The organism is Serratia sp. NPDC087055, from assembly GCF_044900985.1.
GTDB lineage: Bacteria > Pseudomonadota > Gammaproteobacteria > Enterobacterales > Enterobacteriaceae > Serratia.
Window position 1 is genome coordinate 1,411,018 of record NZ_JBJDOG010000001.1, and the last position, 23,128, is coordinate 1,434,145.

At 51.0% G+C, this 23,128-nt stretch carries 24 protein-coding genes and 3 tRNA genes; 18 read left to right on the top strand and 9 right to left on the bottom strand.

The annotated features are described in order from the left end of the window. The first annotated feature begins 115 nt into the window (after positions 1-115). The 3 genes from eptA (at position 116) to ACI2J2_RS06620 (ending at position 3,670) form a co-directional block, all read left to right on the top strand. On the top strand, positions 116-1,753 hold the full coding sequence (gene eptA, locus ACI2J2_RS06610; RefSeq protein WP_209633058.1) for a phosphoethanolamine transferase EptA: 1,638 nt from the start codon (positions 116-118) through the stop codon (positions 1,751-1,753). 100 nt (positions 1,754-1,853) lie between these two features. Then, on the top strand, positions 1,854-2,474 hold the full coding sequence (locus ACI2J2_RS06615; protein WP_209633057.1) for a TetR/AcrR family transcriptional regulator: 621 nt from the start codon (positions 1,854-1,856) through the stop codon (positions 2,472-2,474). Between the two features lie 89 nt (positions 2,475-2,563). Next, positions 2,564-3,670, top strand: a complete 1,107-nt coding sequence (locus ACI2J2_RS06620; protein ID WP_265556137.1) for an alkene reductase — start codon at positions 2,564-2,566, stop codon at positions 3,668-3,670. Between the two features lie 109 nt (positions 3,671-3,779). Here the strand turns inward: ACI2J2_RS06620 and ACI2J2_RS06625 are convergent, their stop codons facing one another. Then, the gene (locus ACI2J2_RS06625) at positions 3,780-4,685 is read right to left on the bottom strand and encodes a LysR family transcriptional regulator (RefSeq protein ID WP_404759710.1); all 906 of its coding nucleotides are present in this window, start codon (positions 4,683-4,685) and stop codon (positions 3,780-3,782) included. A gap of 107 nt (positions 4,686-4,792) precedes the next feature. Between ACI2J2_RS06625 and eamB the strand changes: the two genes are divergently transcribed. Beyond that, positions 4,793-5,380 (top strand): cysteine/O-acetylserine transporter, encoded by a 588-nt coding sequence (gene eamB / locus ACI2J2_RS06630; protein ID WP_209633054.1) that lies wholly within the window; start codon positions 4,793-4,795, stop codon positions 5,378-5,380. Positions 5,381-5,478: 98 nt separating this feature from the next. On the opposite strand, the gene idi is transcribed toward eamB, so the two are convergent. After that, entirely contained in the window at positions 5,479-6,018 is a 540-nt protein-coding gene (gene idi / locus ACI2J2_RS06635) for an isopentenyl-diphosphate Delta-isomerase (protein WP_209633053.1), read from the bottom strand. Positions 6,019-6,357: 339 nt separating this feature from the next. Between idi and gloA the strand changes: the two genes are divergently transcribed. Together gloA and rnt are read left to right on the top strand one after the other, a co-directional pair. Then, positions 6,358-6,765 (top strand): lactoylglutathione lyase, encoded by a 408-nt coding sequence (gloA, locus tag ACI2J2_RS06640; protein ID WP_209633052.1) that lies wholly within the window; start codon positions 6,358-6,360, stop codon positions 6,763-6,765. Positions 6,766-6,847: 82 nt separating this feature from the next. Further along, a complete protein-coding gene (rnt, locus tag ACI2J2_RS06645; protein ID WP_209633051.1) occupies positions 6,848-7,537 on the top strand; it encodes a ribonuclease T in 690 nt (229 codons plus the stop codon). Between the two features lie 153 nt (positions 7,538-7,690). On the opposite strand, the gene ACI2J2_RS06650 is transcribed toward rnt, so the two are convergent. Beyond that, the gene (locus ACI2J2_RS06650) at positions 7,691-8,038 is read right to left on the bottom strand and encodes a Grx4 family monothiol glutaredoxin (RefSeq protein WP_061807546.1); all 348 of its coding nucleotides are present in this window, start codon (positions 8,036-8,038) and stop codon (positions 7,691-7,693) included. A gap of 414 nt (positions 8,039-8,452) precedes the next feature. Between ACI2J2_RS06650 and ACI2J2_RS06655 the strand changes: the two genes are divergently transcribed. Further along, the gene (locus ACI2J2_RS06655) at positions 8,453-9,274 is read left to right on the top strand and encodes a C40 family peptidase (RefSeq protein ID WP_209633050.1); all 822 of its coding nucleotides are present in this window, start codon (positions 8,453-8,455) and stop codon (positions 9,272-9,274) included. Positions 9,275-9,469: 195 nt separating this feature from the next. Next, the gene (gene sodB / locus ACI2J2_RS06660; RefSeq protein WP_209633049.1) at positions 9,470-10,048 is read left to right on the top strand and encodes a superoxide dismutase [Fe]; all 579 of its coding nucleotides are present in this window, start codon (positions 9,470-9,472) and stop codon (positions 10,046-10,048) included. A gap of 53 nt (positions 10,049-10,101) precedes the next feature. Here sodB and ACI2J2_RS06665 read toward each other — a convergent pair whose 3' ends face one another. Further along, positions 10,102-10,191, bottom strand: coding sequence for a YnhF family membrane protein (locus tag ACI2J2_RS06665; protein ID WP_004943739.1), 90 nt, complete (start codon positions 10,189-10,191; stop codon positions 10,102-10,104). Between the two features lie 324 nt (positions 10,192-10,515). Between ACI2J2_RS06665 and purR the strand changes: the two genes are divergently transcribed. Continuing rightward, positions 10,516-11,541: an HTH-type transcriptional repressor PurR gene (purR, locus tag ACI2J2_RS06670; RefSeq protein WP_209633048.1), complete on the top strand. Its 1,026-nt coding sequence runs from the start codon at positions 10,516-10,518 to the stop codon at positions 11,539-11,541. Here the strand turns inward: purR and punR are convergent. Further along, the gene (gene punR, locus ACI2J2_RS06675; protein ID WP_209633047.1) at positions 11,538-12,482 is read right to left on the bottom strand and encodes a DNA-binding transcriptional activator PunR; all 945 of its coding nucleotides are present in this window, start codon (positions 12,480-12,482) and stop codon (positions 11,538-11,540) included. The two genes, purR and punR, sit on opposite strands and share 4 nt — an antisense overlap. 123 nt (positions 12,483-12,605) lie before the next feature. On the opposite strand from punR, the gene punC reads away from it, so the two are divergent. After that, entirely contained in the window at positions 12,606-13,814 is a 1,209-nt protein-coding gene (gene punC, locus ACI2J2_RS06680) for a purine nucleoside transporter PunC (RefSeq protein WP_209633046.1), read from the top strand. Between the two features lie 341 nt (positions 13,815-14,155). Next, positions 14,156-15,307, top strand: a complete 1,152-nt coding sequence (cfa, locus tag ACI2J2_RS06685) for a cyclopropane fatty acyl phospholipid synthase (RefSeq protein ID WP_265556141.1) — start codon at positions 14,156-14,158, stop codon at positions 15,305-15,307. Positions 15,308-15,377: 70 nt separating this feature from the next. Here cfa and ACI2J2_RS06690 read toward each other — a convergent pair whose 3' ends face one another. Next, positions 15,378-15,674 carry an I78 family peptidase inhibitor gene (locus ACI2J2_RS06690; protein WP_265556142.1) on the bottom strand — a complete coding sequence of 99 codons (297 nt, stop codon included), beginning with the start codon at positions 15,672-15,674 and terminating at the stop codon, positions 15,378-15,380. Positions 15,675-15,703: 29 nt separating this feature from the next. Continuing rightward, a complete protein-coding gene (locus ACI2J2_RS06695) occupies positions 15,704-16,354 on the bottom strand; it encodes a riboflavin synthase subunit alpha (RefSeq protein WP_404759711.1) in 651 nt (216 codons plus the stop codon). Between the two features lie 242 nt (positions 16,355-16,596). Here ACI2J2_RS06695 and ACI2J2_RS06700 point away from each other — a divergent pair, with 242 nt between their 5' ends. The 7 genes from ACI2J2_RS06700 (at position 16,597) to ACI2J2_RS06730 (ending at position 21,246) form a co-directional block, all read left to right on the top strand. Further along, the gene (locus ACI2J2_RS06700) at positions 16,597-17,973 is read left to right on the top strand and encodes an MATE family efflux transporter (RefSeq protein ID WP_209633042.1); all 1,377 of its coding nucleotides are present in this window, start codon (positions 16,597-16,599) and stop codon (positions 17,971-17,973) included. A 192-nt stretch (positions 17,974-18,165) separates the two neighbouring features. Further along, a tRNA-Val gene (locus tag ACI2J2_RS06705) sits at positions 18,166-18,242 on the top strand. A gap of 19 nt (positions 18,243-18,261) precedes the next feature. Beyond that, positions 18,262-18,338: transfer RNA gene (locus ACI2J2_RS06710), tRNA-Val, on the top strand. A gap of 20 nt (positions 18,339-18,358) precedes the next feature. Continuing rightward, positions 18,359-18,435 (top strand) — tRNA-Val (locus tag ACI2J2_RS06715). 142 nt (positions 18,436-18,577) lie between these two features. Further along, a complete protein-coding gene (locus tag ACI2J2_RS06720) occupies positions 18,578-18,883 on the top strand; it encodes a cupin (RefSeq protein WP_404759712.1) in 306 nt (101 codons plus the stop codon). A 405-nt stretch (positions 18,884-19,288) separates the two neighbouring features. After that, a complete protein-coding gene (gene pykF, locus ACI2J2_RS06725) occupies positions 19,289-20,701 on the top strand; it encodes a pyruvate kinase PykF (RefSeq protein WP_037418669.1) in 1,413 nt (470 codons plus the stop codon). Between the two features lie 308 nt (positions 20,702-21,009). Then, complete coding sequence (locus ACI2J2_RS06730; protein WP_004943717.1) at positions 21,010-21,246, top strand: major outer membrane lipoprotein; 237 nt, start codon at positions 21,010-21,012, stop codon at positions 21,244-21,246. 144 nt (positions 21,247-21,390) lie between these two features. Here ACI2J2_RS06730 and ACI2J2_RS06735 read toward each other — a convergent pair whose 3' ends face one another. Together ACI2J2_RS06735 and sufE are read right to left on the bottom strand one after the other, a co-directional pair. Next, on the bottom strand, positions 21,391-22,404 hold the full coding sequence (locus ACI2J2_RS06735) for a L,D-transpeptidase family protein (RefSeq protein ID WP_404759713.1): 1,014 nt from the start codon (positions 22,402-22,404) through the stop codon (positions 21,391-21,393). Between the two features lie 292 nt (positions 22,405-22,696). Beyond that, on the bottom strand, positions 22,697-23,110 hold the full coding sequence (gene sufE, locus ACI2J2_RS06740; protein ID WP_404759714.1) for a cysteine desulfuration protein SufE: 414 nt from the start codon (positions 23,108-23,110) through the stop codon (positions 22,697-22,699). Between the last annotated feature and the right edge of the window lie 18 nt (positions 23,111-23,128).

Consider the following 23,128-nt stretch of genomic DNA (forward strand, 5'->3'; position numbering starts at 1 on the left):
TCCAACCTAAACCAAAAGTAAACAACCCCGCCACCATTCTGAATCTCTAAGGTTTTCTTAAGTTTCATCCTGTAAATTTCAGCGCATTACTCAATATCAGGATTTAGATTTGGCAATGTGGTTACGTCAACGCTTACAGTGCAACAGCTTGGGTTTTATCCTCACCTGCGCCTTGTTCTTCACTCTGTTCCAAAACGCGTTATTCCTTCATAAAGCCTGGTCGTATATCACTTTCGATAACGTCCACAGCGTGATTTTTGCCGCTACCATGCCGGTCGTGATTTTCTGCGCGCTGAATATTATCTTCAGCGTGTTGACGGTACCGTTCCTGCGTAAACCGCTGATCATCTTTTTCCTGCTCGGCAGTGCCGTCGCAAACTACTTTATGTACAGTTATGGCGTGGTGATCGACGGCAATATGATGCAGAACGCCTTCGAGACCAATCCGCAAGAAGCCACAGCGCTATTAACGCCGCGCATGGGGTTATGGCTGGCGTTGCTGGGCATTCTTCCTGCGATCCTGGTTTGTTTTACCCATATCCGTCAAACGCGCCCATGGTGGTACATGGTTGGGCTACGCGCTGCCAATGTGATGCTTTCCGTGGTGGTGATCCTGATTATCGCCGCACTGTTTTATAAGGATTACGCTTCGTTAATCCGTAATAACAAAAGCGTGGTGAAAATGCTGACGCCGTCGAACTTCGTTTCCGGCACCATCAAATTTACTCAGCAACGTTATTTCACACGTAATCTCCCGCTGGTGAAAATCGGTGAAGATGCGCGTAAAGGGCCGTTGATCGCTGGACAGCAAAAGAAAACGCTGGTGATTCTGGTCGTGGGGGAAACTGCGCGAGCTGAAAACTTCTCACTCGGCGGTTATGAACGTGAAACCAACCCACGCCTTAAGCAGGACAACGTGGTGTACTTCAAAAACGCCAGCTCTTGTGGGACTGAAACCGCAATTTCCGTGCCCTGCATGTTCTCCAACATGCCACGCAGAGATTACGACGCAACGCTGGCGACGCATCAGGAAGGCATGCTTGATGTACTGGCGCATGCTGGTGTTAATCTCCTGTGGCGTGAAAACGATGGGGGGTGCAAAGGGGCCTGCGATCGCGTGCCACATGTCGATATGACCAAGATGAAACTGCCGCAGGATTGTGACGGTGACGTCTGCATGGATAATGTGTTGTTGTACAAACTGAACGACTATATCAACGGCCTGAAAGACGACGGCGTGATTGTATTGCATCAAATGGGCAGTCACGGCCCCGCTTACTACCGCCGCAGCACACCCGAGTTCCAGAAATTCTCGCCCATCTGCAGCAGTAATCAGATTCAGGATTGTACACATGAGCAGTTGGTAAACACCTATGACAATTCCCTGTTGTATACCGACGCCATGTTGGACGACACCATCAAGCTTTTGCAACAGCACAGCGACAAATTCAACACGGCGCTGGTGTATCTCTCTGACCACGGTGAGTCGCTGGGTGAAAATGGCATGTATCTGCACGGTACGCCTTATGTCTTCGCTCCAAGCCAGCAGACCCATGTCCCCTTCCTGATGTGGATGTCTGCTGACTATGAGCGTAACTTCAAGGTTGACCGTCAGTGCCTGAGCACTCTGGCTGAGAAAGAGGATGTCTCACAAGATAACCTGTTCCACACCATGATTGGCATGCTGAACGTGCAAACGCGCGAATATCAACCGCAGTTGGATATCCTGCAACGCTGCCGTACTGAGGTATAAAGGCTTAACTTCTGCGCCCCGCTCGGGCAAAATACCCTTCATCGACACCGGCGTTTTTACGCCGGTTTTTTTCTTATTGACCTAGACCAATCGGTCTATTATGCTAGCAACCATTATGACTAAACATGCGCATTGCCCTACAGATACCCGTGAACATTTGCTCGCCACTGGCGAGACGCTCAGCCTGCGCCTTGGTTTTACCGGCATGGGGTTGAGCGAATTACTGAAGACGGCGGGTGTGCCGAAAGGGTCGTTTTATCATTACTTCCGCTCGAAGGAAGCCTTTGGCGAAGCGATGCTACAGCGTTATTTCGGGCACTATGATGCCGCGATGCAGCAGCTGTTCGCTGATGATAAAACGGATGCGCGCCACCAGTTGCTGAGTTATTACGCCCAGGCGATCAGCTACCATTGTCGCAGCGAATGTCATAACGCCTGCCTCGCGGTGAAGCTGTCCGCAGAGGTGAGCGATTTGTCGGAGCCCATGCGCCATGCGCTGGAAACGGGCACAGCCCGGGTCATTGGCCATCTGCAAGACGCAATTGAACGCGGTATTCGTGAAGGCTCACTGTCAATAGCCATGAGCCCGGCGGCAACGGCAGAAACCTTGTATTCACTGTGGCTTGGTGCCTCACTGCGCGCCAAAATCCGCCGCTCGCTTGCACCGCTGACCAGCGCGCTGGAAAGTATTGAGTTATTGTTGCGCCCAGCGCAACCCTAAACACACAACGATAGATTCATCAAGGATTCCCCTGTTGGGCAATTCTTTGCTCGTTACTAGTCGACCGGTCTATTAATATAGGATGCACTATGAAGATTGAAAAGTTGTTCTCCCCATTGAAGGTTGGCGCTGTAACCCTGCCAAACCGCGTGTTTATGGCCCCTCTGACGCGTCTGCGCAGCATTGAACCCGGCGATATTCCTACGCCTCTCATGGGCGAATATTACGCTCAACGCGCCAGCGCAGGTCTGATCGTTACCGAAGCGACCCAGATCTCTTTCCAGGCGAAAGGCTATGCCGGCGCACCAGGGCTGCATACCCCAGAACAAATCGCCGCGTGGAAAAAGATCACCCAGGCCGTACACGACAAAAATGGCCATATTGCCGTACAACTGTGGCACGTGGGCCGTATTTCGCATAACAGCCTGCAACCGGGTCAGCAAGCTCCTGTTGCCCCTTCTGCGATCAATGCTGATACCCGCACCACCGTACGTGACGAAACAGGCGCCTGGGTGCGCGTCCCAACCTCGACGCCACGCGCGCTGGAAACAGAAGAAATCCCTGGCATCATTAACGATTTCCGTCAGGCCACCGCCAACGCACGTGAAGCCGGTTTCGACTTTATCGAACTGCATGCCGCACACGGTTACTTGCTGCACCAGTTTATGGCGCCGGCCTCCAACCAGCGTACCGATCAATACGGTGGCAGCATTGAAAACCGCACTCGCCTGACGCTGGAAGTGGTGGATGCGAGCATTGCTGAATGGGGCTCAGAACATATAGGTATCCGTATTTCACCACTGGGTCCATTCAACGGCCTGGATAACGGCGAAGATCAGGAAGACGCAGCGCTGTATCTGGTTGAAGAATTGAACAAGCGTAACATTGCATTCCTGCACATTTCCGAACCGGACTGGGCGGGTGGTAAACCTTATTCTGATGCGTTCCGCGATTCGGTACGCGCCCACTTTAAAGGGGTGATTGTCGGTGCCGGTGCCTATACCGCCGAAAAAGCAGAAGAACTGATCAATAAAGGCTTTATCGATGCAGTCGCCTTTGGACGCAGCTATATTGCCAACCCGGATTTGGTTGAGCGCCTCAAACAAAATGCGGCACTCAACGAACCACAACCTGCTACCTTCTACGGCGGCGGTGCCGAGGGTTATACCGACTACCCTTTCTTATCTGAAAAGTAAGACGCGTAAAATAACGGGGCCACATTTGTCATGTGGCCCCGTTTTATATTGATGATGGAAAATAGCGGTAAAAAAACGCGAGCCCTTCGTATAAGACATAAACTGCAGCTTAACGTTCTACCAATGCGTTTTCGACGTTCAATGGCAAACATTCCTTCATACAATCGATGAATGCGCGCATTGCTGGGCTGACGGTTTTGTCATTATGGTGAGCACACAGAGCCGTTATTGACAAAGGCACGTCTGAAAATATAATTTCTTGAAGCCCCCCCGTATTAAGCTCACGTTCAACGGTAAAACGAGGCAGAAAAGAAATACCCAGATTACTCATGACACATTTCTTTATGCTTTCAATACTCCACAGCTCAATTGTGCTCTCAATAGTGATCTGCCGCGCCCTTAACGTGCTTTCGAATATTTGCCGAAAGATACACTGAGGCTCATTAATAATGAAACTTACAGGTATATGACGATTTGGCTTCATAAAATCAATCTGTTGAAACGACGGTGATGCGACTAATACCAAATCTTGGCTGCCAAAACTGGTCATTTCAAGTGCATCATCATTGCCTACACGATAAAAAATACCTAAGTCCACTTGGTCTGCCAAGAGAGCATCTCTGATCACATAACAATTGAGCGATTGTAAGGATATGCGAACTTTGGGTGCCTTAGCCCTAAAGAGTTGTAGTACTTCCGGCATTTTATACGCCAGCAGGGTTTCGCCGATCCCTATCCTCAAGTCACCCGCCAATTCAGCGTCATGCTGTGTCGTTTGGCGTATCCCTTCAAGCACCCGTGTCAGTTCATGAACTTGGGGCATGAGTTTTTTCCCCGCAGATGTCAAAACCATCCGCCGGCCAATCTTCTCAAAAATCTTCAGCGACAGTTCTTGTTCAAGTTGTTGAATATGAAAAGTTATCGTTGACTGTGTGCAACACAGCTTTTGTGATGCTTTTGAAAAAGACCCTTCTTCAACCACCGTTTTCAACGTAACAAAGCGTCGTAAGTCCATGGTGCCCTCCAAATTCAATCGAAACCATGAAAGTCAGAGTTTGAAAATATTCGTTATTTTGACCTTTTCGGATGCGTTAATATGTTGGAAAAACGAGGAGAAGACAAGTGACATCAGCCATCATCAGTGGATTTCTTACATATACACTTATTACAGCGTTAACCCCAGGACCGAACAATATTCTTGCTTTAAATTCAGTTAATCAGCATGGTTTTCGCCGGAGCCTGCGGGTATTGTCCGGGATGAGTGCAGGCTTCCTGATCCTTATGCTGCTTTGTGCAGTTTTCACATTCACATTAATTAGCCTCCTCCCCTCTGTTACTCACTGGCTTTCTTGGGCGGGTGCAGCCTATATTCTTTGGCTGGCCTGGCGGATAGCCACCAGTAATCCCTCAGCGGACGATGATGCGGCAAGGCCATTGAGTTTCTGGGTCAGTTTTTGGCTTCAGTTTGTTAATGTTAAAATAATTTTGTACGGCATCACGGCAATTTCTACATTCGTTTTACCCTATACTCACGATATGTTTATAGTCATATGCGTTAGCATTTTATTGGCTTTTATTGGTTCAATGGGTAATTTGGTTTGGGGGCTTGCTGGGCATATATTCCAGTCTCTATTCCAATATCATGGCCGCACGATCAATGTTATTTTGTCGGCGTTATTGATCTACTGTGCCGTAAGAATGTTTATTTAAGTAAAAAAGCCCGCCAGAGAAAGCATTGGTGGGCTTTTAGCATTGTTCCCAAAAGGCAGCAGAAAGAGACCGTTATCTCCGCATGTTCAGGAATGAATTCAACGGGCCACCAGCGCCGCCCAACGTGCTATTTCATTGGCGTCAATATTATCCATTATGGTTCTAAACCAAACGGTAAAGTTATCTGGATTACGCTGCATCTCATCGGTTAATTGCTGAGGGTCAATCCACAGCCAACTCTTTGCCTCTGCAGGATCGCCCTGCGGTTCGCCGTTAAACAGCCCCACGCAGATATGATCGAATTCGTGCTCAATTAAATCGCCCGGCACCTCTGCGCGATAGGTAAAGCTGGATACCTGCTGCAGCTCACTGCTGAAACCCATTTCTTCCTGCAACCGACGCTGCGCTGCGGCTAACGTTAACTCTCCCCATCGCGGGTGGCCGCAGCAAGTGTTGGTCCATAAACCGGCCGAGTGATATTTACTGAAAGCCCGCTGCTGCAACAGCAAACGCCCCTGGCTATCAAATATAAATATTGAAAATGCCCGATGCAGTAACCCCTGCTGATGCACCAGCATTTTTGTTTGTGAACCAATGGCGTTATCCTCGGCATCTACCAGTATCAGCATTTCATCCATTTGTCGGCTCCTCCAGCAAGGGGAGTAAATCTGCACTGGAAAAATAAACAACCATATAAACAAGATCCTAATTGATAAACTACCCCATCCAACCCAGACATTTATTCGTTATCAGGCCGTACGGTGCTCCGCAATACTTCTATAGTAGCGATTTTCAGGCTCCTATCGCCGACAATGTGTGCGCTTGTTGCATGACAGCAAGAGTCAGTGACAATGTCACTGCAAGTACATTGCGCCCCCCTCCGTGGCTTACATTGAAATCCTTTATGCGGCAACGCTATACTGGTTTTCGCTTCAATCCATCCGCCGCTGGCAACGGCACATCCAATCAGAGGAATTATGCGCTTACTCCATACCATGATCCGCGTCGGTGACTTACAACGTTCCATCGACTTCTATACCAAGGTATTAGGCATGCGCTTGCTGCGTACCAGCGAGAACCCTGAATACAAATACTCGTTGGCGTTTGTAGGCTATACCGATGAAAACGAAGGTGCGGTGATTGAGCTGACCTATAACTGGGGCACCGATAGCTACGAAATGGGCACCGCGTTCGGTCATCTGGCTCTGGGTGTTGACGATGTCGCCGCGACGTGTGACAGCATCCGTAATGCAGGCGGCAACGTCACCCGCGAAGCCGGTCCTGTCAAAGGTGGCACCACGGTCATCGCCTTTGTTGAAGACCCCGACGGTTACAAGATTGAGCTGATCGAAAATAAACACGCCGGCCATGGTCTCGGCCACTGAGATCGATCATCAAGGGCGCTTTTTGCGCCCTTGTTTTTATCCGCGTGATAACCGCCTGCAACCGGGCGCAAAATTTGCCATAATGCGCGCTGCATTCGATGAAGATAAGAAACTGATGGCCGAAAAAAGTGATCTTAACGCCCTGAGTGGCCGTTTTCGTGGGTTTTACCCCGTAGTTATAGATATAGAAACCGCCGGATTTAATGCCAAAACTGACGCACTGCTGGAAATTGCCGCCGTGACGTTAAAAATGGATGAAAACGGCTGGTTGCAGCAGGACGAAACCCTGCACTTCCACGTAGAACCTTTTGAAGGCGCTAATCTGCAGCCAGAAGCGCTGGCCTTTAACGGCATCGACCCCAGCAACCCGCTGCGTGGCGCAGTCAGCGAACACGATGCGCTGCACGCGATTTTCAAAGCCGTGCGCAAAGGTATCAAGGACCGGGGGTGTAACAGAGCGATTATTGTGGCGCATAACGCCAATTTTGATCACAGCTTTCTGATGGCTGCAGCGGAGCGCGCCAGCCTGAAACGCAACCCTTTCCATCCGTTCGCCACCTTCGACACTGCGGCATTGAGTGGGCTGGTGCTGGGGCAAACGGTACTGGCTAAAGCCTGTATTGCCGCCAACATTCCATTCGATAGCGCGCAAGCACACTCAGCATTGTATGACACAGAGCAAACCGCTCAGTTGTTCTGTGAACTGGTTAACCGCTGGAAGCGCCTTGGTGGCTGGCCGTTGGCTACCGACAATACCGACGAAGCGCTCTGAATTACGTATCAGGGCTCATCGTTCAACGAGCTCTATCGTTGCAAAGACGCTATACGCAGCAACAGAAAAACGATGCGTTTAGCGAAAAAAAATCGGGCGGCTCAGTATCAACTGGCACCGCCCGACTCTCGTCCAACAATTAAACCGAGCCGGTTATGGCTGCTGGTCTTCCTGCTGTTTGTACTTCTCTGCCGTTTCTTTGATCAGCTGTTGCAGTTCGCCGCGCTGATACATTTCCATGATGATATCACAGCCGCCGACCAGTTCACCGTCGACCCACAGCTGTGGGAACGTCGGCCAGTTGGCGTACTTCGGTAACTCGGAACGGATGTCCGGGTTCTGCAAAATGTCAACGTAGGCAAAGCGCTCGCCACAGGCAGACAATGCCTGCACGGCTTGTGCGGAGAAACCACAGTTTGGCAATTTCGGTGAACCTTTCATGTACAGCAGAATTGGGTTCTCAGCGATCTGGTGCTGAATTTTTTCAATCGTCGTCGTCATTATATTGCTTCCTCAAGCCAAATCTCATGGCTACAACATGCATCACACAGGCTATTGTAGCGGCTGAAACCGTCACAAGAAAACGCCATCTTTTGCAAGGGCATTCCCCATTGTCAGTCGCATGTCATCGGCCAGCGCTTTCCGACCAAAACATACGCACAGAATAACATTTTTAACTTGGCCATTTCACTATTATATTTTTTCACCAGAACACGTCGTTTAATAATTCCCCACGCGTTTGTTGTTGATTTTTTATACATCAACAGTTTGATTTTTCAGCAAAAAAAATGTCATTAACGTTTTCTCACAATATGGATTATCATTTATGAGTTCTTCGCTGTTTTATATGGCGAAATTCGGGAATACTGTCATTCTTTCGATATCTGTTCCGGGGCCAAGGTTGGTAACGTCGACATGCGTTTAATTCTTACGCTTTTTGTGCTGTTGTTTACACAGCTATTCTTCAATTTGGCGCACGCAGCGCCACAGGCGCGTATTGCCGCTGAACAGCGCAAGAGCCACGTAAACGAAGCCCGGCCAGATGACCGTAAGAAAAAGAAAGCGGTTAAGGCCAGCAGCAAAAAAGTAAAAGTCACCACCCCGCAAAAAACAGCCAAGGTTACCAAAGCCAAGACAGAAAAAGCCGCTAAAAAGGTTGTCAGCGCCAAATCGAAACACAAAACTCAACAAACCGCCAAAATCAAAGTGACCCCACCGAAAAAGGGTTACAAAAAAGGTTATGGTCGTCATCGTGAAGCCGGTATGGCAACCGCTAAGTTGGCACGTGATGAAAAACCGCTGAAGCTCACCCCAGCCCACAAGAAACGCTATCAGCACGCCAAGCAAACCGCGATGGCCAAGCTGATGGATCAAATGGGCAAACCTTATCGCTGGGGCGGCACGTCACCAAGAACCGGTTTTGACTGCAGCGGTCTGATTTATTACGCCTATAAAGACGTGGTAAAAATCAAAATGCCGCGTACCGCTAACGAAATGTATCACCTGCGCGACGCTGCACCGATCAAGAAAAACGAACTGGAAAGTGGTGACCTGGTGTTCTTCCGCATTAATAACCGCGGCGTAGCTGACCATGTCGGTGTCTATCTGGGCAATGGCAAATTCATTCAGTCCCCGCGTACGGGTGAAGAAATTCGCATCAGCCAGCTCGACAACGACTACTGGCAAAACCACTACATTGGCGCACGCCGTGTGGTGACGCCGAAAACCATTCGATAATGCGCTCTGCGGCTGGCCTTCCCAGCCGCTTTCCTCTGTTTGCTTCTTTAACTGTTAGTTCCCCACCTGTGCTTTTCTCCGACTCATCCCTGATTTTTATCGTGAAAATTGATAAGCTAAATACCCACAATAAAAACAGGTCAATCTGTAGTCCATTTATGGGTTGTCGGATGGATCCTGTATAAGGAGGAAGCAATGTCGTTTGAACTACCTGCATTACCCTATGCGAAGAACGCACTCGAACCCCACATCTCCGCAGAAACGCTCGAATACCACTATGGTAAGCATCACAACGCCTATGTGGTCAACCTGAACAATTTGCTGAAAGGCAGCGAGTTCGACGGGTTGTCTCTGGAGGCGATTATCAAGGCGTCCAGCGGCGGCATTTTCAACAACGCCGCTCAGGTATGGAACCACACCTTCTATTGGCACTGCTTATCGCCACAGGGCGGCGGTGAGCCTCAGGGCGCATTGGCTGCTGCTATCAATCAGGCGTTTGGTTCTTTCGCTGCCTTTAAAGAACAATTCAGCGATGCCGCAATCAAAAACTTTGGCGCCGGGTGGACCTGGCTGGTGAAGAGGACTGACGGCTCGCTGGCCATTGTCAGCACGTCGAACGCGGGCACGCCGCTGACCGGCGAAGATAAACCCTTGCTGACCGTCGACGTGTGGGAGCACGCCTACTACATCGATTACCGCAACGCCCGCCCGACTTACCTGGAGAACTTCTGGGCGCTGGTTAACTGGGCATTTGTGGAGAAAAATCTGGCATAGCGTGGGATAAGGCAAACAGGCGCACGAAGCGGCGCCTGTTTTTACTTCGGGGATCAGTTCAATGCTGCAGTGAAGCTAAAAGCAATAATCACGGCCAGCGCACAGACAGTGGTGAACAGTGACATTTTCAGATCGGTATCCATTACAACTCCTTTTCAGATTGGTTTTCCCAAGGATAAAAGGCACACAATTAATGCGTCAAACCATTTTCACACAGTTGGCCAATAAAATCTTGTTATCATTTCCCGGTTTATAATACCGATTACCTCTTCCCCTTTTGCTCAATATGGGACAAAATTCGCAGTTCACAACTGTGTACCGGCAAAAATGCCCCTCCTGACCAAGCGCTGACGACTTCAACACACTAAAAACTCAGTTTTCGCTTCTTTGGAGAAGGATCTACGCAGGCAAACGATTAACATCACACTTACATACTGCAACATGTGAGTTCAGGAGTCATTCTTTACATGGCAACGATTAAAGATGTGGCCAAACGCGCTGGCGTTTCCACCACCACCGTTTCGCACGTCATCAATAAGACTCGTTTCGTCGCCGAAGAGACTAAAGCGGCCGTGAGTGCCGCAATTAAAGAGCTGCATTATTCACCCAGCGCAGTGGCGCGCAGTCTGAAGGTCAATCACACCAAATCGATTGGCCTGCTGGCAACCTCCAGTGAAGCGCCCTACTTTGCTGAAGTGATCGAAGCGGTAGAAAACAGCTGCTACAGCAAAGGCTATACGCTGATACTGTGTAACTCGCACAACAATTTGGACAAACAGCGTGCCTATCTGGCAATGCTGGCGCAAAAGCGCGTCGATGGCTTGTTGGTGATGTGTTCAGAATATCCGGACCAATTGCTTGGGATGCTGGAAGATTACCGCAACATCCCAATGGTTGTCATGGACTGGGGCGCCGCACGCGGTGATTTTACTGATACCATCATTGATAACGCGTTCGAAGGTGGCTATCTGGCTGGGCGCTATCTGATCGAACGCGGACACCGCGATATCGGCGCCATTCCCGGCCAACTGTCACGTAACACTGGGGGCGGGCGCCATCAGGGCTTCTTAAAAGCGATGGAGGAAGCCCATATCGACGTGCGCGACGAGTGGATCGTCCAGGGTGACTTTGAGCCAGAATCCGGCTACAAGGCCATGCACCAGATACTGTCGCAGAAACAGCGTCCGACAGCGGTATTCTGTGGTGGCGATATCATGGCAATGGGGGCTATCTGCGCCGCCGATGAGCTTGGGCTACGCGTGCCTCAAGACATCTCGGTCATTGGCTACGATAACGTGCGCAATGCGCGCTATTTCACCCCGGCGCTGACCACTATTCATCAGCCCAAAGAGCGTTTGGGTGAGATGGCATTCACCATGTTGTTGGATCGCATCATCAGCAAGCGTGAAGAATCACAGGTGATTGAGGTGCATCCCAAGTTGGTTGAGCGCCGTTCGGTTGCTGACGGCCCGTTCATCGATTACCGCCGCTAGTCATTCGCGCCGGAAGCCACTGCGGTTTCCGGCGTCACTTCGCTTAACCATTCCTGATTCAACGTTTCACTGTCCCCTAAATAGTCCAACAGCCAGGCCATCGCCGGGGAAGGCGTATTTTGCTGCCACGTCAGGCAACAAGGGCTGGCTGGGAACGGCTCCTGCAACTGTAACGCCACCAGCTCGCCACGTTGTACTAACGGCAAGACCTGATGCGCAGGCATCATCCCGACACACAATCCGGCGCACAGGCAATCCACCGCCGACGACCAGTCCGGCACCACCAACCGCCGCTGGTTATCCAACGTCCAGGTGACACGCTTGGGGAGATTGCGTGAGGTATCCTCCAGGCAGAGCGATGGGAAAGGCCGTAGCTGATCATCGTTTAACACGCCATCCTGAGCCGCCAGTGGATGTTGCGGGCTGGCCACACACAACCAACGCATATCGCCCATATCGCGAAAGGCAAACCCACCGCCGACCGGCACGGCCCGTGTCGCACCTATCGCCATATCAGCACGCCCATCCACCAACGCATCCCAGACGCCGTTGAACACTTCTGGCTGAACCAATAATTCAACGTCAGGGAAATGCCGATAAAAGTCCAACACCAACTGACGGCAACGTTGAGGCTTGACGATAATATCTACGGCAATTTTCAACTGGCCACGCCAGCCGTTGGCCACCTGCTGACACTGCCGACGCGTGTCGAGCATTTTTTTGATGACACCGCGCGCCTCCTGAATAAATAGCACGCCGGCAGGCGTCAGTTCCACGTCGCGATGACGGCGCTCAAACAGCGGTACCGCCAGCCATTGCTCAAGTTGCCGCACGGTATAACTGACCGCCGAAGGTACCCGATGCAACTCCTGCGCCGCTGCGCTGAAACTGCCGGTTCGGGCGACCGCATCCACTACATCAAGAGAATATTCAGACCACATGGCTTTGCCTTCAATTTTTTTAACAGCACTTTGCAAATATTACCGTTTCACAAGCAGAGATCCAGCCGGATACACTTGCCGGCGCTAAAAACCTGCGACAATAAAATATTAACGAGAAATACCATGCGAAATTCCTTTGGCTTTATGTTCTATCTTGCCGGCCTGAGTATGCTGGGTTACCTGGCTACTGACATGTACTTGCCCGCTTTTGGCGTGATGCAACAAGACCTGCAAATCTCTGCCGGGGCGATCAGCGCCAGTTTGAGTATCTTCCTGGCGGGCTTTGCCTTTGCACAATTGCTCTGGGGTCCGCTTTCCGATCACCTTGGCCGTAAGCCCGTGCTGTTGATTGGTCTGGCCCTGTTTGCCTTGGGCTGCCTGGGGATGTTGTGGGTAGAGAATGCCGTTCAGCTCTGGTCGCTGCGTTTTATCCAGGCGATTGGGGTCTGTTCCGCCGCGGTCACCTGGCAAGCGCTCGTCATTGACCGTTATCGTGAAGGTAAGGCAAACCGCGTTTTCGCCACCATCATGCCACTGGTGGCACTTTCCCCCGCATTGGCACCGCTGGTCGGGGCATGGCTGTTAAACCACATGGGTTGGCGCGCCATTTTCGCCGTGCTGCTGGGCATCACCGTTGTTTTATTACTGCCGACATTACTGCTGAAAGAAAACGCCAAAGCGGTGTCTTCCGCCAATAAGAAAAACGGCCTAACGTTCTTCCAGCTCCTGAAATCACGTGCTTTCAGCGGTAACGTCATGATCTTTGCCGCCTGCTCAGCCGGCTTCTTCGCCTGGCTGACCGGTTCGCCGTTTATTCTTGGTGATATGGGGTACAGCCCAAACGATATTGGTCTGAGCTACGTGCCACAGACGCTGGCGTTCTTATTGGGGGGTTATGGTTGCCGCACCGCGCTAAACCGCATGAATGGCAACACCTTATTACCCTGGCTGCTGGTAGCTTATGGCATAAGTATGGTGTCGCTATACCTGGTTGCCACACTGACTGAGCCAACGCTGACCACCTTGTTGATTCCGTTCTGCGTGATGGCACTCGTTAACGGCGCCACCTATCCAATCGTAGTGGCGAATGCGTTGACGCCGTTCCCTGAGGGCACGGGTAAAGCCGCAGCCTTGCAAAACACCTTGCAGTTGGGTTTGTGTTTTGTCGCCAGTATGTTGGTTTCGGCATTTATTGCCCAACCGTTATTGGCAACGGTGACGGTAATGGTTTCAACCGTGTTGTTGGCCGCATTGGGCTATGTGTGGCAACGGGGAACAGTGGAGGACGATAGACGCGTAACACAGCAGGAACATGCTAACCCTGCGTCATAATTGTCATTATTAATAATCACTTAAAGAATATTTTTGCCGAGTGCGATTTACAGTTGAGTAAGCGCCTCGGCAAGCCTATACTCAAAACGACCTTTTAAAATAACACTTTTATAATTTCTTTATCACAAATTGCTGTTGTGTACGCGTATGGCGTCACACTTTTTTAAGGATTGCCTTTCCCGCGTTTCTTGCGCAGGAACCTTCTTAAAATTTTCCTCTGTTCATAGTCGGATATCAGACGCCACGGGACCTTTTTACCGTAGGTAAACGTATGCACCCGCAGAATTTGTCTAAGCTATTTTTTGACGGGTCATAAGTCAGAAGAAGGTGATGGAGAAGCTATGAGTTCATCGTGTATAGAAGATGTGAGCATTCAGGATAACCAATGGTATCGTATCGCTCATGAAATGCTCAGCATGGCCGGTATTGAAATAAACGGCTCACGCCCATTCGATATTCAGGTTAAAAATCCCAGTTTTTTTAAACGCGTTCTGCAGGAAGGCTCCCTTGGCCTTGGCGAAAGCTATATGGACGGTTGGTGGGAGTGTGAACGGCTGGATATATTCTTTCACCATGTGGTCCGCGCTGGCCTGGAAAAGAAACTCCCCCGCCATCTCAAAGATACCCTCCGAATTGCCGCCGCGCGATTAACCAATTTGCAATCGAAAAAACGCGCCTGGATTGTCGGTAAAGAACATTATGATCTGGGGAACGACCTGTTTACGCAGATGCTCGATCCTTATATGCAATATTCCTGCGCCTACTGGAAAGAGGCAACCACGCTGGAAGAGGCGCAAGAGGCCAAGCTGCGGATGATTTGCGAAAAGCTGCAGCTACAACCGGGTATGCGTTTGCTGGATATTGGCTGCGGTTGGGGCGGCCTTTCCGCTTATGCAGCAAAAAACTTTGGCGTGTCCGTGGTCGGTGTCACCATTTCTGCCGAGCAGCAAAAGTTGGCGCAAGCGCGCTGTGCCGGGCTGGATGTCGAAATCCTGCTGCAAGATTATCGCGATTTGGACCTACAGTTTGACCGGATCGTTTCTGTCGGCATGTTTGAGCACGTCGGCCCTAAAAATTACCGCACCTACTTCAATGTTGTTGAACGTAATTTAAAACCGGGCGGCTTATTCCTGCTGCACACTATCGGTTCGAATCGGACAGATATGAATGTTGATCCGTGGATCAACAAATATATCTTCCCGAATGGCTGTTTGCCTTCCGTTTCACATATCGCTCAGGCCAGCGAGGGGCATTTTGTGATGGAGGACTGGCACAATATTGGCGCTGATTATGATCGCACGCTGATGGCATGGTACGAGCGATTCAAACAGGCCTGGCCAGAACTTTCCCAACGTTATTCGGATCGCTTCGAACGCATGTTCAGTTATTACCTGAACGCCTGCGCCGGCGCATTCCGCGCGCGGGATATTCAACTGTGGCAGGTAGTATTCAGCCCGAAAGGCGTTGAAGGTGGCATCCGCGTTCCGCGCTGACACTCTGCAATAAAAAGAACCCCGGCCTGTTAGCCGGGGTTCTTTTTATACATTGATGACCTAATAGGAATCAGCCGCAATAAACGCGAATGATTTTATCATCACTGTCACCCAGGAAGTTCAGACGGCGCAGGTTAAAGTCCATCGTGACCGCTGAGTTATACGGAATAGCGCGCACCTGAGCATCAATCTGCACGCCTTCAAGCGCTGACATCGGTTTACCGACATAGCTCTGGTACTGTGCCGCACCGCAGGTATCATTTTCTGCGTCTACTGCCGGGTTGGCCGCGCCCTGTTCAGGCGAACTGCTACAAGCACTCAGCGCCAACAGCGCCGTTAACATCAACGTTTTCCCATAAAACTTCACGCGTTTGCTCCTCTCTGGTTTGTCGTCCGTCAGATCTTCTGCGACAGCGAGCTCGCCGCCGCCATCGCCGCTTCACGGCTCGCTAAAACACGCTCAACGGTGTCCACCACCGCCTGCGTTTGCGGGTCTATCTCAATATTTACCTTATCACCCAGGCGTTTTTTACCCAGCGTGGTGCGTTCCAGCGTTTCCGGGATCAGATGCACGCAAAAACGATTATTCACGACTTCACCGATAGTCAGACTAATACCATCAATGCCAATGAAGCCTTTGTGCAGAACGTATTTCATCAATTCTGCATTCGGCATGCGCAGCCACACCTGACGATTATTTTCGGAGGTATAAATCTTGGCTACCTCCGCCGTGCAGATAATATGGCCGGACATCAGGTGACCGCCAATTTCATCATTAAACTTGGCTGCACGTTCGATGTTGACAACATCCCCCAACACCAGATCACCGAGATTAGTCAAACGCAGCGTTTCTTTGATCAGATCAAAGCTAACGCGGTTGCCCTCTACCGCAGTGACGGTCAAGCAGCAGCCGTTGTGTGCTACCGATGCACCGAGCTCTAGCCCTGGCAAGAGTTCAGTCGGCATGTCGATAACGTGAGTGCGGAAGTTGGATTTTTCATCAATGGCGACCAGCGGCGCGGTGCCTTGTACGATACCGGTGAACATGTGGGCCTCTTCTTTCTACAATGTTTAAAGCGCTTGGGGCAGTTTGCCCCAGTTAGCGAGGAAAACCAAACCCGAGGAGACAAAAAACCTGCACCTGCGCATTTAATAACTATTTCATCGCAGCATTTGCTTAACGACGCCGAGCGGGTACAATATTTTTGTACAAAATTCCGCTATTTTTAATTGTTGTCCTTTCGCGACAACCCTTCCCTTCATCATAAATAATTAGAAAAGGTGTATGCGTGCAGAAGTACTTCATTGAAGCGCGTAGCTTATTGGCCCTCGCAATCCCGGTAATCATCGCGCAAATATCACAGACTGCAATGGGCGTCGTCGATACCATCATGGCAGGTGCTTACAGCGCCACGGATATGGCTGCCGTCGCCGTCGGTACCTCCATCTGGCTGCCGGCCATTCTCTTTGGTCACGGCTTGCTGCTCGCGCTGACACCGGTCATTGCACAGCTTAATGGTGCAGGCCGGCGCGATCGTATCGCTCATCAGGTCCGTCAGGGGTTCTGGCTGGCTGGGACCGTCTCCGTGTTGGTCATTGTAGTGCTGTATAACAGCAAGTTTGTTATCGACATGATGCACAACATTGACCCGCAGCTGGCCGATAAAGCCGTAGGATACCTGCATGCCATCATGTGGGGGGCGCCAGGCTATCTGTTCTTCCAGGTGTTACGTGGGCAATGTGAAGGGCTGTCAAAAACCAAACCCGGTATGGTTATTGGCTTTCTCGGTTTGTTGGTCAATATTCCGATTAACTACATCTTCATTTACGGTAAGTTCGGTATGCCGGAACTGGGCGGTGTCGGCTGCGGTGTGGCGACCGGCAGCGTCTACTGGTTTATGTTCCTGGCGATGCGTTGGTACGTGCGACGTGCACCGTCGCAGCGCGATATTGTCCCGCACGAAGGCAGCAGCAAACGGCCAGACTGGCCAGCGATCAAACGCTTGTTCGGCATTGGCCTGCCGGTTGCGTTGGCCCTGTTCTTTGAAGTCACGCTGTTTGCGATTGTTGCTCTGTTAGTGTCGCCGCTCGGCATTGTTTCCGTCGCGGGACACCAGATTGCACTGAACTTCAGCGCATTGATGTTCGTCCTGCCTCTGTCACTGGGCGTCAGCGCAACGATTCGCGTCGGCTACCGGTTGGGCGAAGGTTCGGTCGAAGGCGCAAGGATTGCCGCTTATTCGGCCATCGGCGTCGGCATCTTAATGGCCTGCTGTACCGCGCTGTTTACCGCCACGTTCCGCGAACACATTGCCCTGCTGTACAACGACAGCCCGGCGGTTGTGGCAATGGCGTCGCAACTGATGCTGCTGGCGGCGATTTACCAGATATCCGATTCGATTCAGGTTATTGGCAGCGGCGTTCTGCGCGGTTATAAAGACACCCGCTCAATCTTCTTCATCACCTTTATCGCTTATTGGGTACTGGGTTTGCCAAGCGGTTATCTGTTGGCACTGACGGATGTCGTCGTACCGGCAATGGGGCCAAGCGGGTTCTGGATTGGATTTATCATCGGGCTAACCTTTGCCGCCATCATGATGGCTTTGCGTATGCGTTGGCTGCAAAAACAACCCGCCACACTCATCTTGCAACGCTCGACCCGCTAAACACCACCGTCGGCCGGTAGCTAAACCGGCCGACGGCTTCATCGCCAGAGTTTGCGGAAAAAACCACCGCACTGCACATAAGCGCAGCAATCGCGTGAAATACCGGATAAAATTACGTTTTTCTCCTTGCCAGCACGCGGGTAGCTCGTTAATATTCGTCCCCGCTGTCAGCCATGACAGACAGGAAAAGATGCGTCCGTAGCTCAGTTGGTTAGAGCACCACCTTGACATGGTGGGGGTCGGTGGTTCGAGTCCACTCGGACGCACCAAATTCCTGAGCAGTACAGTGCGTCCGTAGCTCAGTTGGTTAGAGCACCACCTTGACATGGTGGGGGTCGGTGGTTCGAGTCCACTCGGACGCACCAAATTTCTAAAGCAGTGCAGTGCGTCCGTAGCTCAGTTGGTTAGAGCACCACCTTGACATGGTGGGGGTCGGTGGTTCGAGTCCACTCGGACGCACCAAAGCGTTGTTTTCTCAAACTTGCCCTATCAGCTTAACACTCACGCTATTGTTAACTCGCCAGCACGGCCCCATACTTTTGTTTCTGCCATCGCAGGCCATATACCCTATCATCAAGGCGAATACCTTATCAGGACAGATCCCATGCTGACATTTACCGCAGAGACGCCCTTTGAGAAGCTCGACAATGGTCTCTCCCGCCGACAAGGGAAAATGAACGACGGAGCACGCGCCACAGAAGTCAACTTTGACGCGGGTGCCTTCGGCCAACTGCAAAAGTACCCCCACGCGTTGCAAACACGGGTAGTCTCTGGTGAGTTTGAATTCACCGTAGGCAGCGACACCCAGATAGTACTCGCCGGTGAAACCGTCACGATCCCCGCGAATACCGCGAGTGGCTGCTTCTGTTTGTCTGCCGGTACGCTGTGGGAAATCATCACGTCAAGCTAACCCTCGACGGTACTTGTATTTACAGAGGGGTTATTTGCGCAACAAACACCTGCTGTTGGTTTGCATTTGCGCCACATTTGCTGCTGATTTGACGGTTCCGCGATTTAGCATCGGTTTTTTATTTTGTTTCCCGCCGCTTAGCCTTTATAATGCGCAACGTCTTTCAGTTGAATGGTTTCAGCCCTTGATCTGCGAAAACGCAATAACAACATATTTTCACCTCATCTCGTTGCGCAGCATCCCCGCATCCCGGCGCGGGCTGAATTTTTCCGCCCCATTTCAACTCTGGTCACCTATCCTTAACTTTGTTTTGTATCACCAGGCACGACTCAAATCCCTTATCAGTGGCCTGACCGCTGGTTTTATTCGTTTCTTTATCCATCACAACTTGTAGAAAAATCCGTCATGAAAAAGACCAAAATTGTTTGTACCATCGGTCCAAAAACCGAATCGGAAGAAATGCTGACCAACCTGTTGAATGCCGGCATGAACGTAATGCGCCTGAACTTCTCACATGGTGATTATGAAGAGCACGGCAACCGCATCAAGAACATGCGTGCCGTAATGGCGAAAACCGGTCAGAACGCAGGCATCCTGTTGGATACCAAAGGCCCGGAAATCCGCACCATGAAACTGGAAGGCGGCAAAGACGCCGCACTGGTTGCAGGTCAGACTTTCACTTTCACTACCGATCAGAGCGTTATCGGCAACAATGAACGTGTCGCGGTCACTTACGCAGGTTTTAGTGCTGACCTGAAAATCGGCAACACCGTGCTGGTAGACGATGGTCTGATCGGTATGGAAGTCACCAACGTGACCGAAAACGAAGTGGTTTGTAAGGTGCTGAACAGCGGCGACCTGGGCGAAAACAAAGGCGTTAACCTGCCGGGCGTTTCTATTCAGTTGCCTGCACTGGCAGAAAAAGACAAGCGCGATCTGATTTTCGGCTGCGAGCAAGGCGTAGACTTCGTTGCTGCGTCCTTTATCCGTAAACGTTCAGACGTGCTGGAAATCCGTGAACACCTGAAAGCCCACGGCGGCGAGCAGATCCAGATCATCTCTAAAATCGAAAACCAGGAAGGCCTGAACAACTTCGACGAGATCCTCGAAGCCTCTGACGGCATCATGGTTGCTCGCGGTGACCTGGGTGTGGAAATCCCGGTAGAAGAAGTGATCTTCGCGCAGAAGATGATGATTGAAAAATGTAACCGTGCACGCAAAGTGGTCATCACCGCAACGCAGATGCTCGATTCCATGATCAAAAACCCGCGCCCTACCCGTGCAGAAGCTGGCGACGTTGCCAACGCCATTCTGGATGGTACCGACGCCGTCATGCTGTCAGGTGAGAGCGCCAAGGGTAAGTACCCGCTGGAAGCCGTTACCATCATGGCGACCATCTGTGAGCGCACCGATCGCGTGATGCCAAGCCGTATCGACAGCCTGAATGACAACCGCAAACTGCGCATCACCGAAGCGGTATGCCGCGGCGCGGTTGAAACCGCAGAAAAGCTGGATGCGCCACTGATCGTCGTCGCCACCAGCGGCGGTAAATCAGCCAAGTCCGTGCGTAAATACTTCCCTAACGCTGTGATCCTGGCGCTGACCACCAATGAAGTCACCGCTCACCAGCTCATTCTGAGCAAAGGCGTGATTCCACAAATGGTTAAAGAAATCGCCTCCACCGACGATTTCTACCGCATTGGTAAAGAAGCGGCACTGGCCAGTGGTCTTGCACAAAAAGGCGACGTTGTGGTGATGGTTTCTGGTGCACTGGTACCAAGTGGCACCACCAATACGGCCTCGGTTCACGTGCTCTAATATAAAACGTGACATAATTATTTTGACAAAAACGCCGCTTTGCGGCGTTTTTTTTAGCACTAGTAAACTATTTTATCAAAAACGCAACCATCGATTGCTCATTATTTGGCTAATTACAAATCGGAGTTGTCCCATGGAATCCGGCTGTTTTCCCTACATTTTTTAACTATTTTTCAAAAGAAGATGCAAGTTTGAGCGAACGATCAAAATAAAGCACTCCAATACAAAAAAATTATTCTCTTTCGAAAAAAGTTTGTGTAATACTTGTAACGCTACATGGAGATTAACTCAATCTAGAGGGTGTTATAATGAATCGTACTAAACTGGTACTGGGCGCGGTAATCCTGGGTTCCACTCTGCTGGCAGGCTGCTCTAGCAATGCTAAAATCGATCAACTGTCTTCTGACGTTCAGACTCTGAACGCTAAAGTTGACCAGCTGAGCAACGACGTGAACGCAATCCGTTCTGACGTTCAAGCAGCTAAAGACGACGCAGCACGTGCTAACCAGCGCCTGGACAACCAAGCTCACGCTTACAAAAAGTAAGTTAGCTTCGGTTAATGAAAACGGCGCACATTGTGCGCCGTTTTTTTTGTCTGTTTATCCCCCCGATGAATTCCCTCTTGCCACCAGGCAAAAAAAAGGGCTCAGCACGCTGAACCCCTCAGTAATACCCGTTATAAGCACATTTTAATTCACAGAGCTGATGGGTGCCCCTTTGAAGAAGCCTTTATTCGCTTCCTGCGAGGCTACAGGCGTTAAACTCACCTCAGATGGGTTCTGACCAAGGTTAACCAGCACCGGCATGCCAGAGCGGCGTACAACCGCACTGTCGAACATGGCCTTATCGGTCTGTGCATCGCCAACAAACGCTTTTTCGGTTTTAGACAGTGCGATCGGCATGGTTTGCGGATCATCGCTTTCGACTCTCGACAGCGGCTGATGCACTTCAACATAGCGTTTACCGTCCGGCTCAACGGAAATTTTCACCGGATCGTTGATCACCTGAACCCGCGTGCCACGCGGTACCATATTGAATAGCGCCTCGATATCGGTTGGCCGCAAGCGGATACAACCGGAACTGACGCGCATGCCGATACCAAAGTTGGCGTTGGTACCGTGAATCAAATACTCACCGTGCCCCATCGCCAAGCGCATGGCGAACAGCCCCATTGGGTTATCAGGACCGGCCGGAACCACGCCAGGCAACGTCACACCTTTTTCTTGATAGCGTTTACGAATATTAGCCGTCGGTGTCCAGGTCGGGTTCGGGATTTTTTGGCTGACAGACGTCACCTGCAGCGGCGTATGCATCCCCGTCTGACCGATACCGATAGGATAAACGATGACCTTGTTCTCGCCCTTCGGGTAGTAGTACAAACGCAGCTCAGCCAGGTTAACCACAATCCCCTCACGCTTGGTGTCTGGCAGCAGCATTTGGGTCGGGATGGTCAATACCGTGCCCGGCTTCGGCAGAAACGGGTCTGTACCGGGGTTGGCCTCCAACATACCCAGCAGACCAATCTTATAGTCGGCCGCAATGGCCTCCAGCGGACGCCCGTCGTTCGGCACGGTATAAGTGGTGTTTTCGCCAATCAGGCGGCTATCTGGCGGCGGCAGCGGGTATTCGCTCGCGCTGGCGGCTTGGGTGCCGGTCAGTACGGTGGCAAACAGCATGCCCATTAAACTCAACGCACGTTTCATTATCATCCCTATTATGCTTATTACGGTTCGGCAACAAGGCTATCTGGCGCCTGGCCGCGGGTAAATCAGACAAGACCTGATTAATACTAGCAATGCTGACGTCAAAGGCAATAAGTCCTCTAAAAATCAACATGTTATAACGTAATCGCTTTATGCATTTGTCAACAGAACGTCAATAGGTAAACTGCTGATATGTCACTAATTTGCGGGATGAATGGCGAGGTGGGCAGGTCTTTGTAAAGACTCACTGACACAAGAAATCATGCAACGTATCAATGAGTCTTAGCGCACATCAGAGCTTGGCAGCCTGAGCGCGGATTGCACGGATCATGGCTTCTAACCCTTGCGAACGTGAAGGTGTCAGGTGTTGGCTCAACGCTAACTCGGCAAAAAACGGACGAACATCCAATGCGATAATCTGCTCTGGGGTCATATGGTGATAAAGAATAAACACCACTGCCAGCAGTCCTTTTACAATCGCCGCATCGCTGTCACCATGAAACTCAACGTGCCCTTGCTCGTCAAGCTGCATCACAATCCACACCTGGCTCTGACAACCGGAAATCAGATTTCCCGCCTGACGCTCACTGTCGTCCAGTGCCGGTAGCTTCGCGCCCAGTTCGATGACATACAGATATTTATCTTCCCAGTTAAGGCAACGGGAAAAATTACGCACTAACTTATCTTTGTCCGGCAAGTTCGCCATGAGGATCCTTTCAATAAT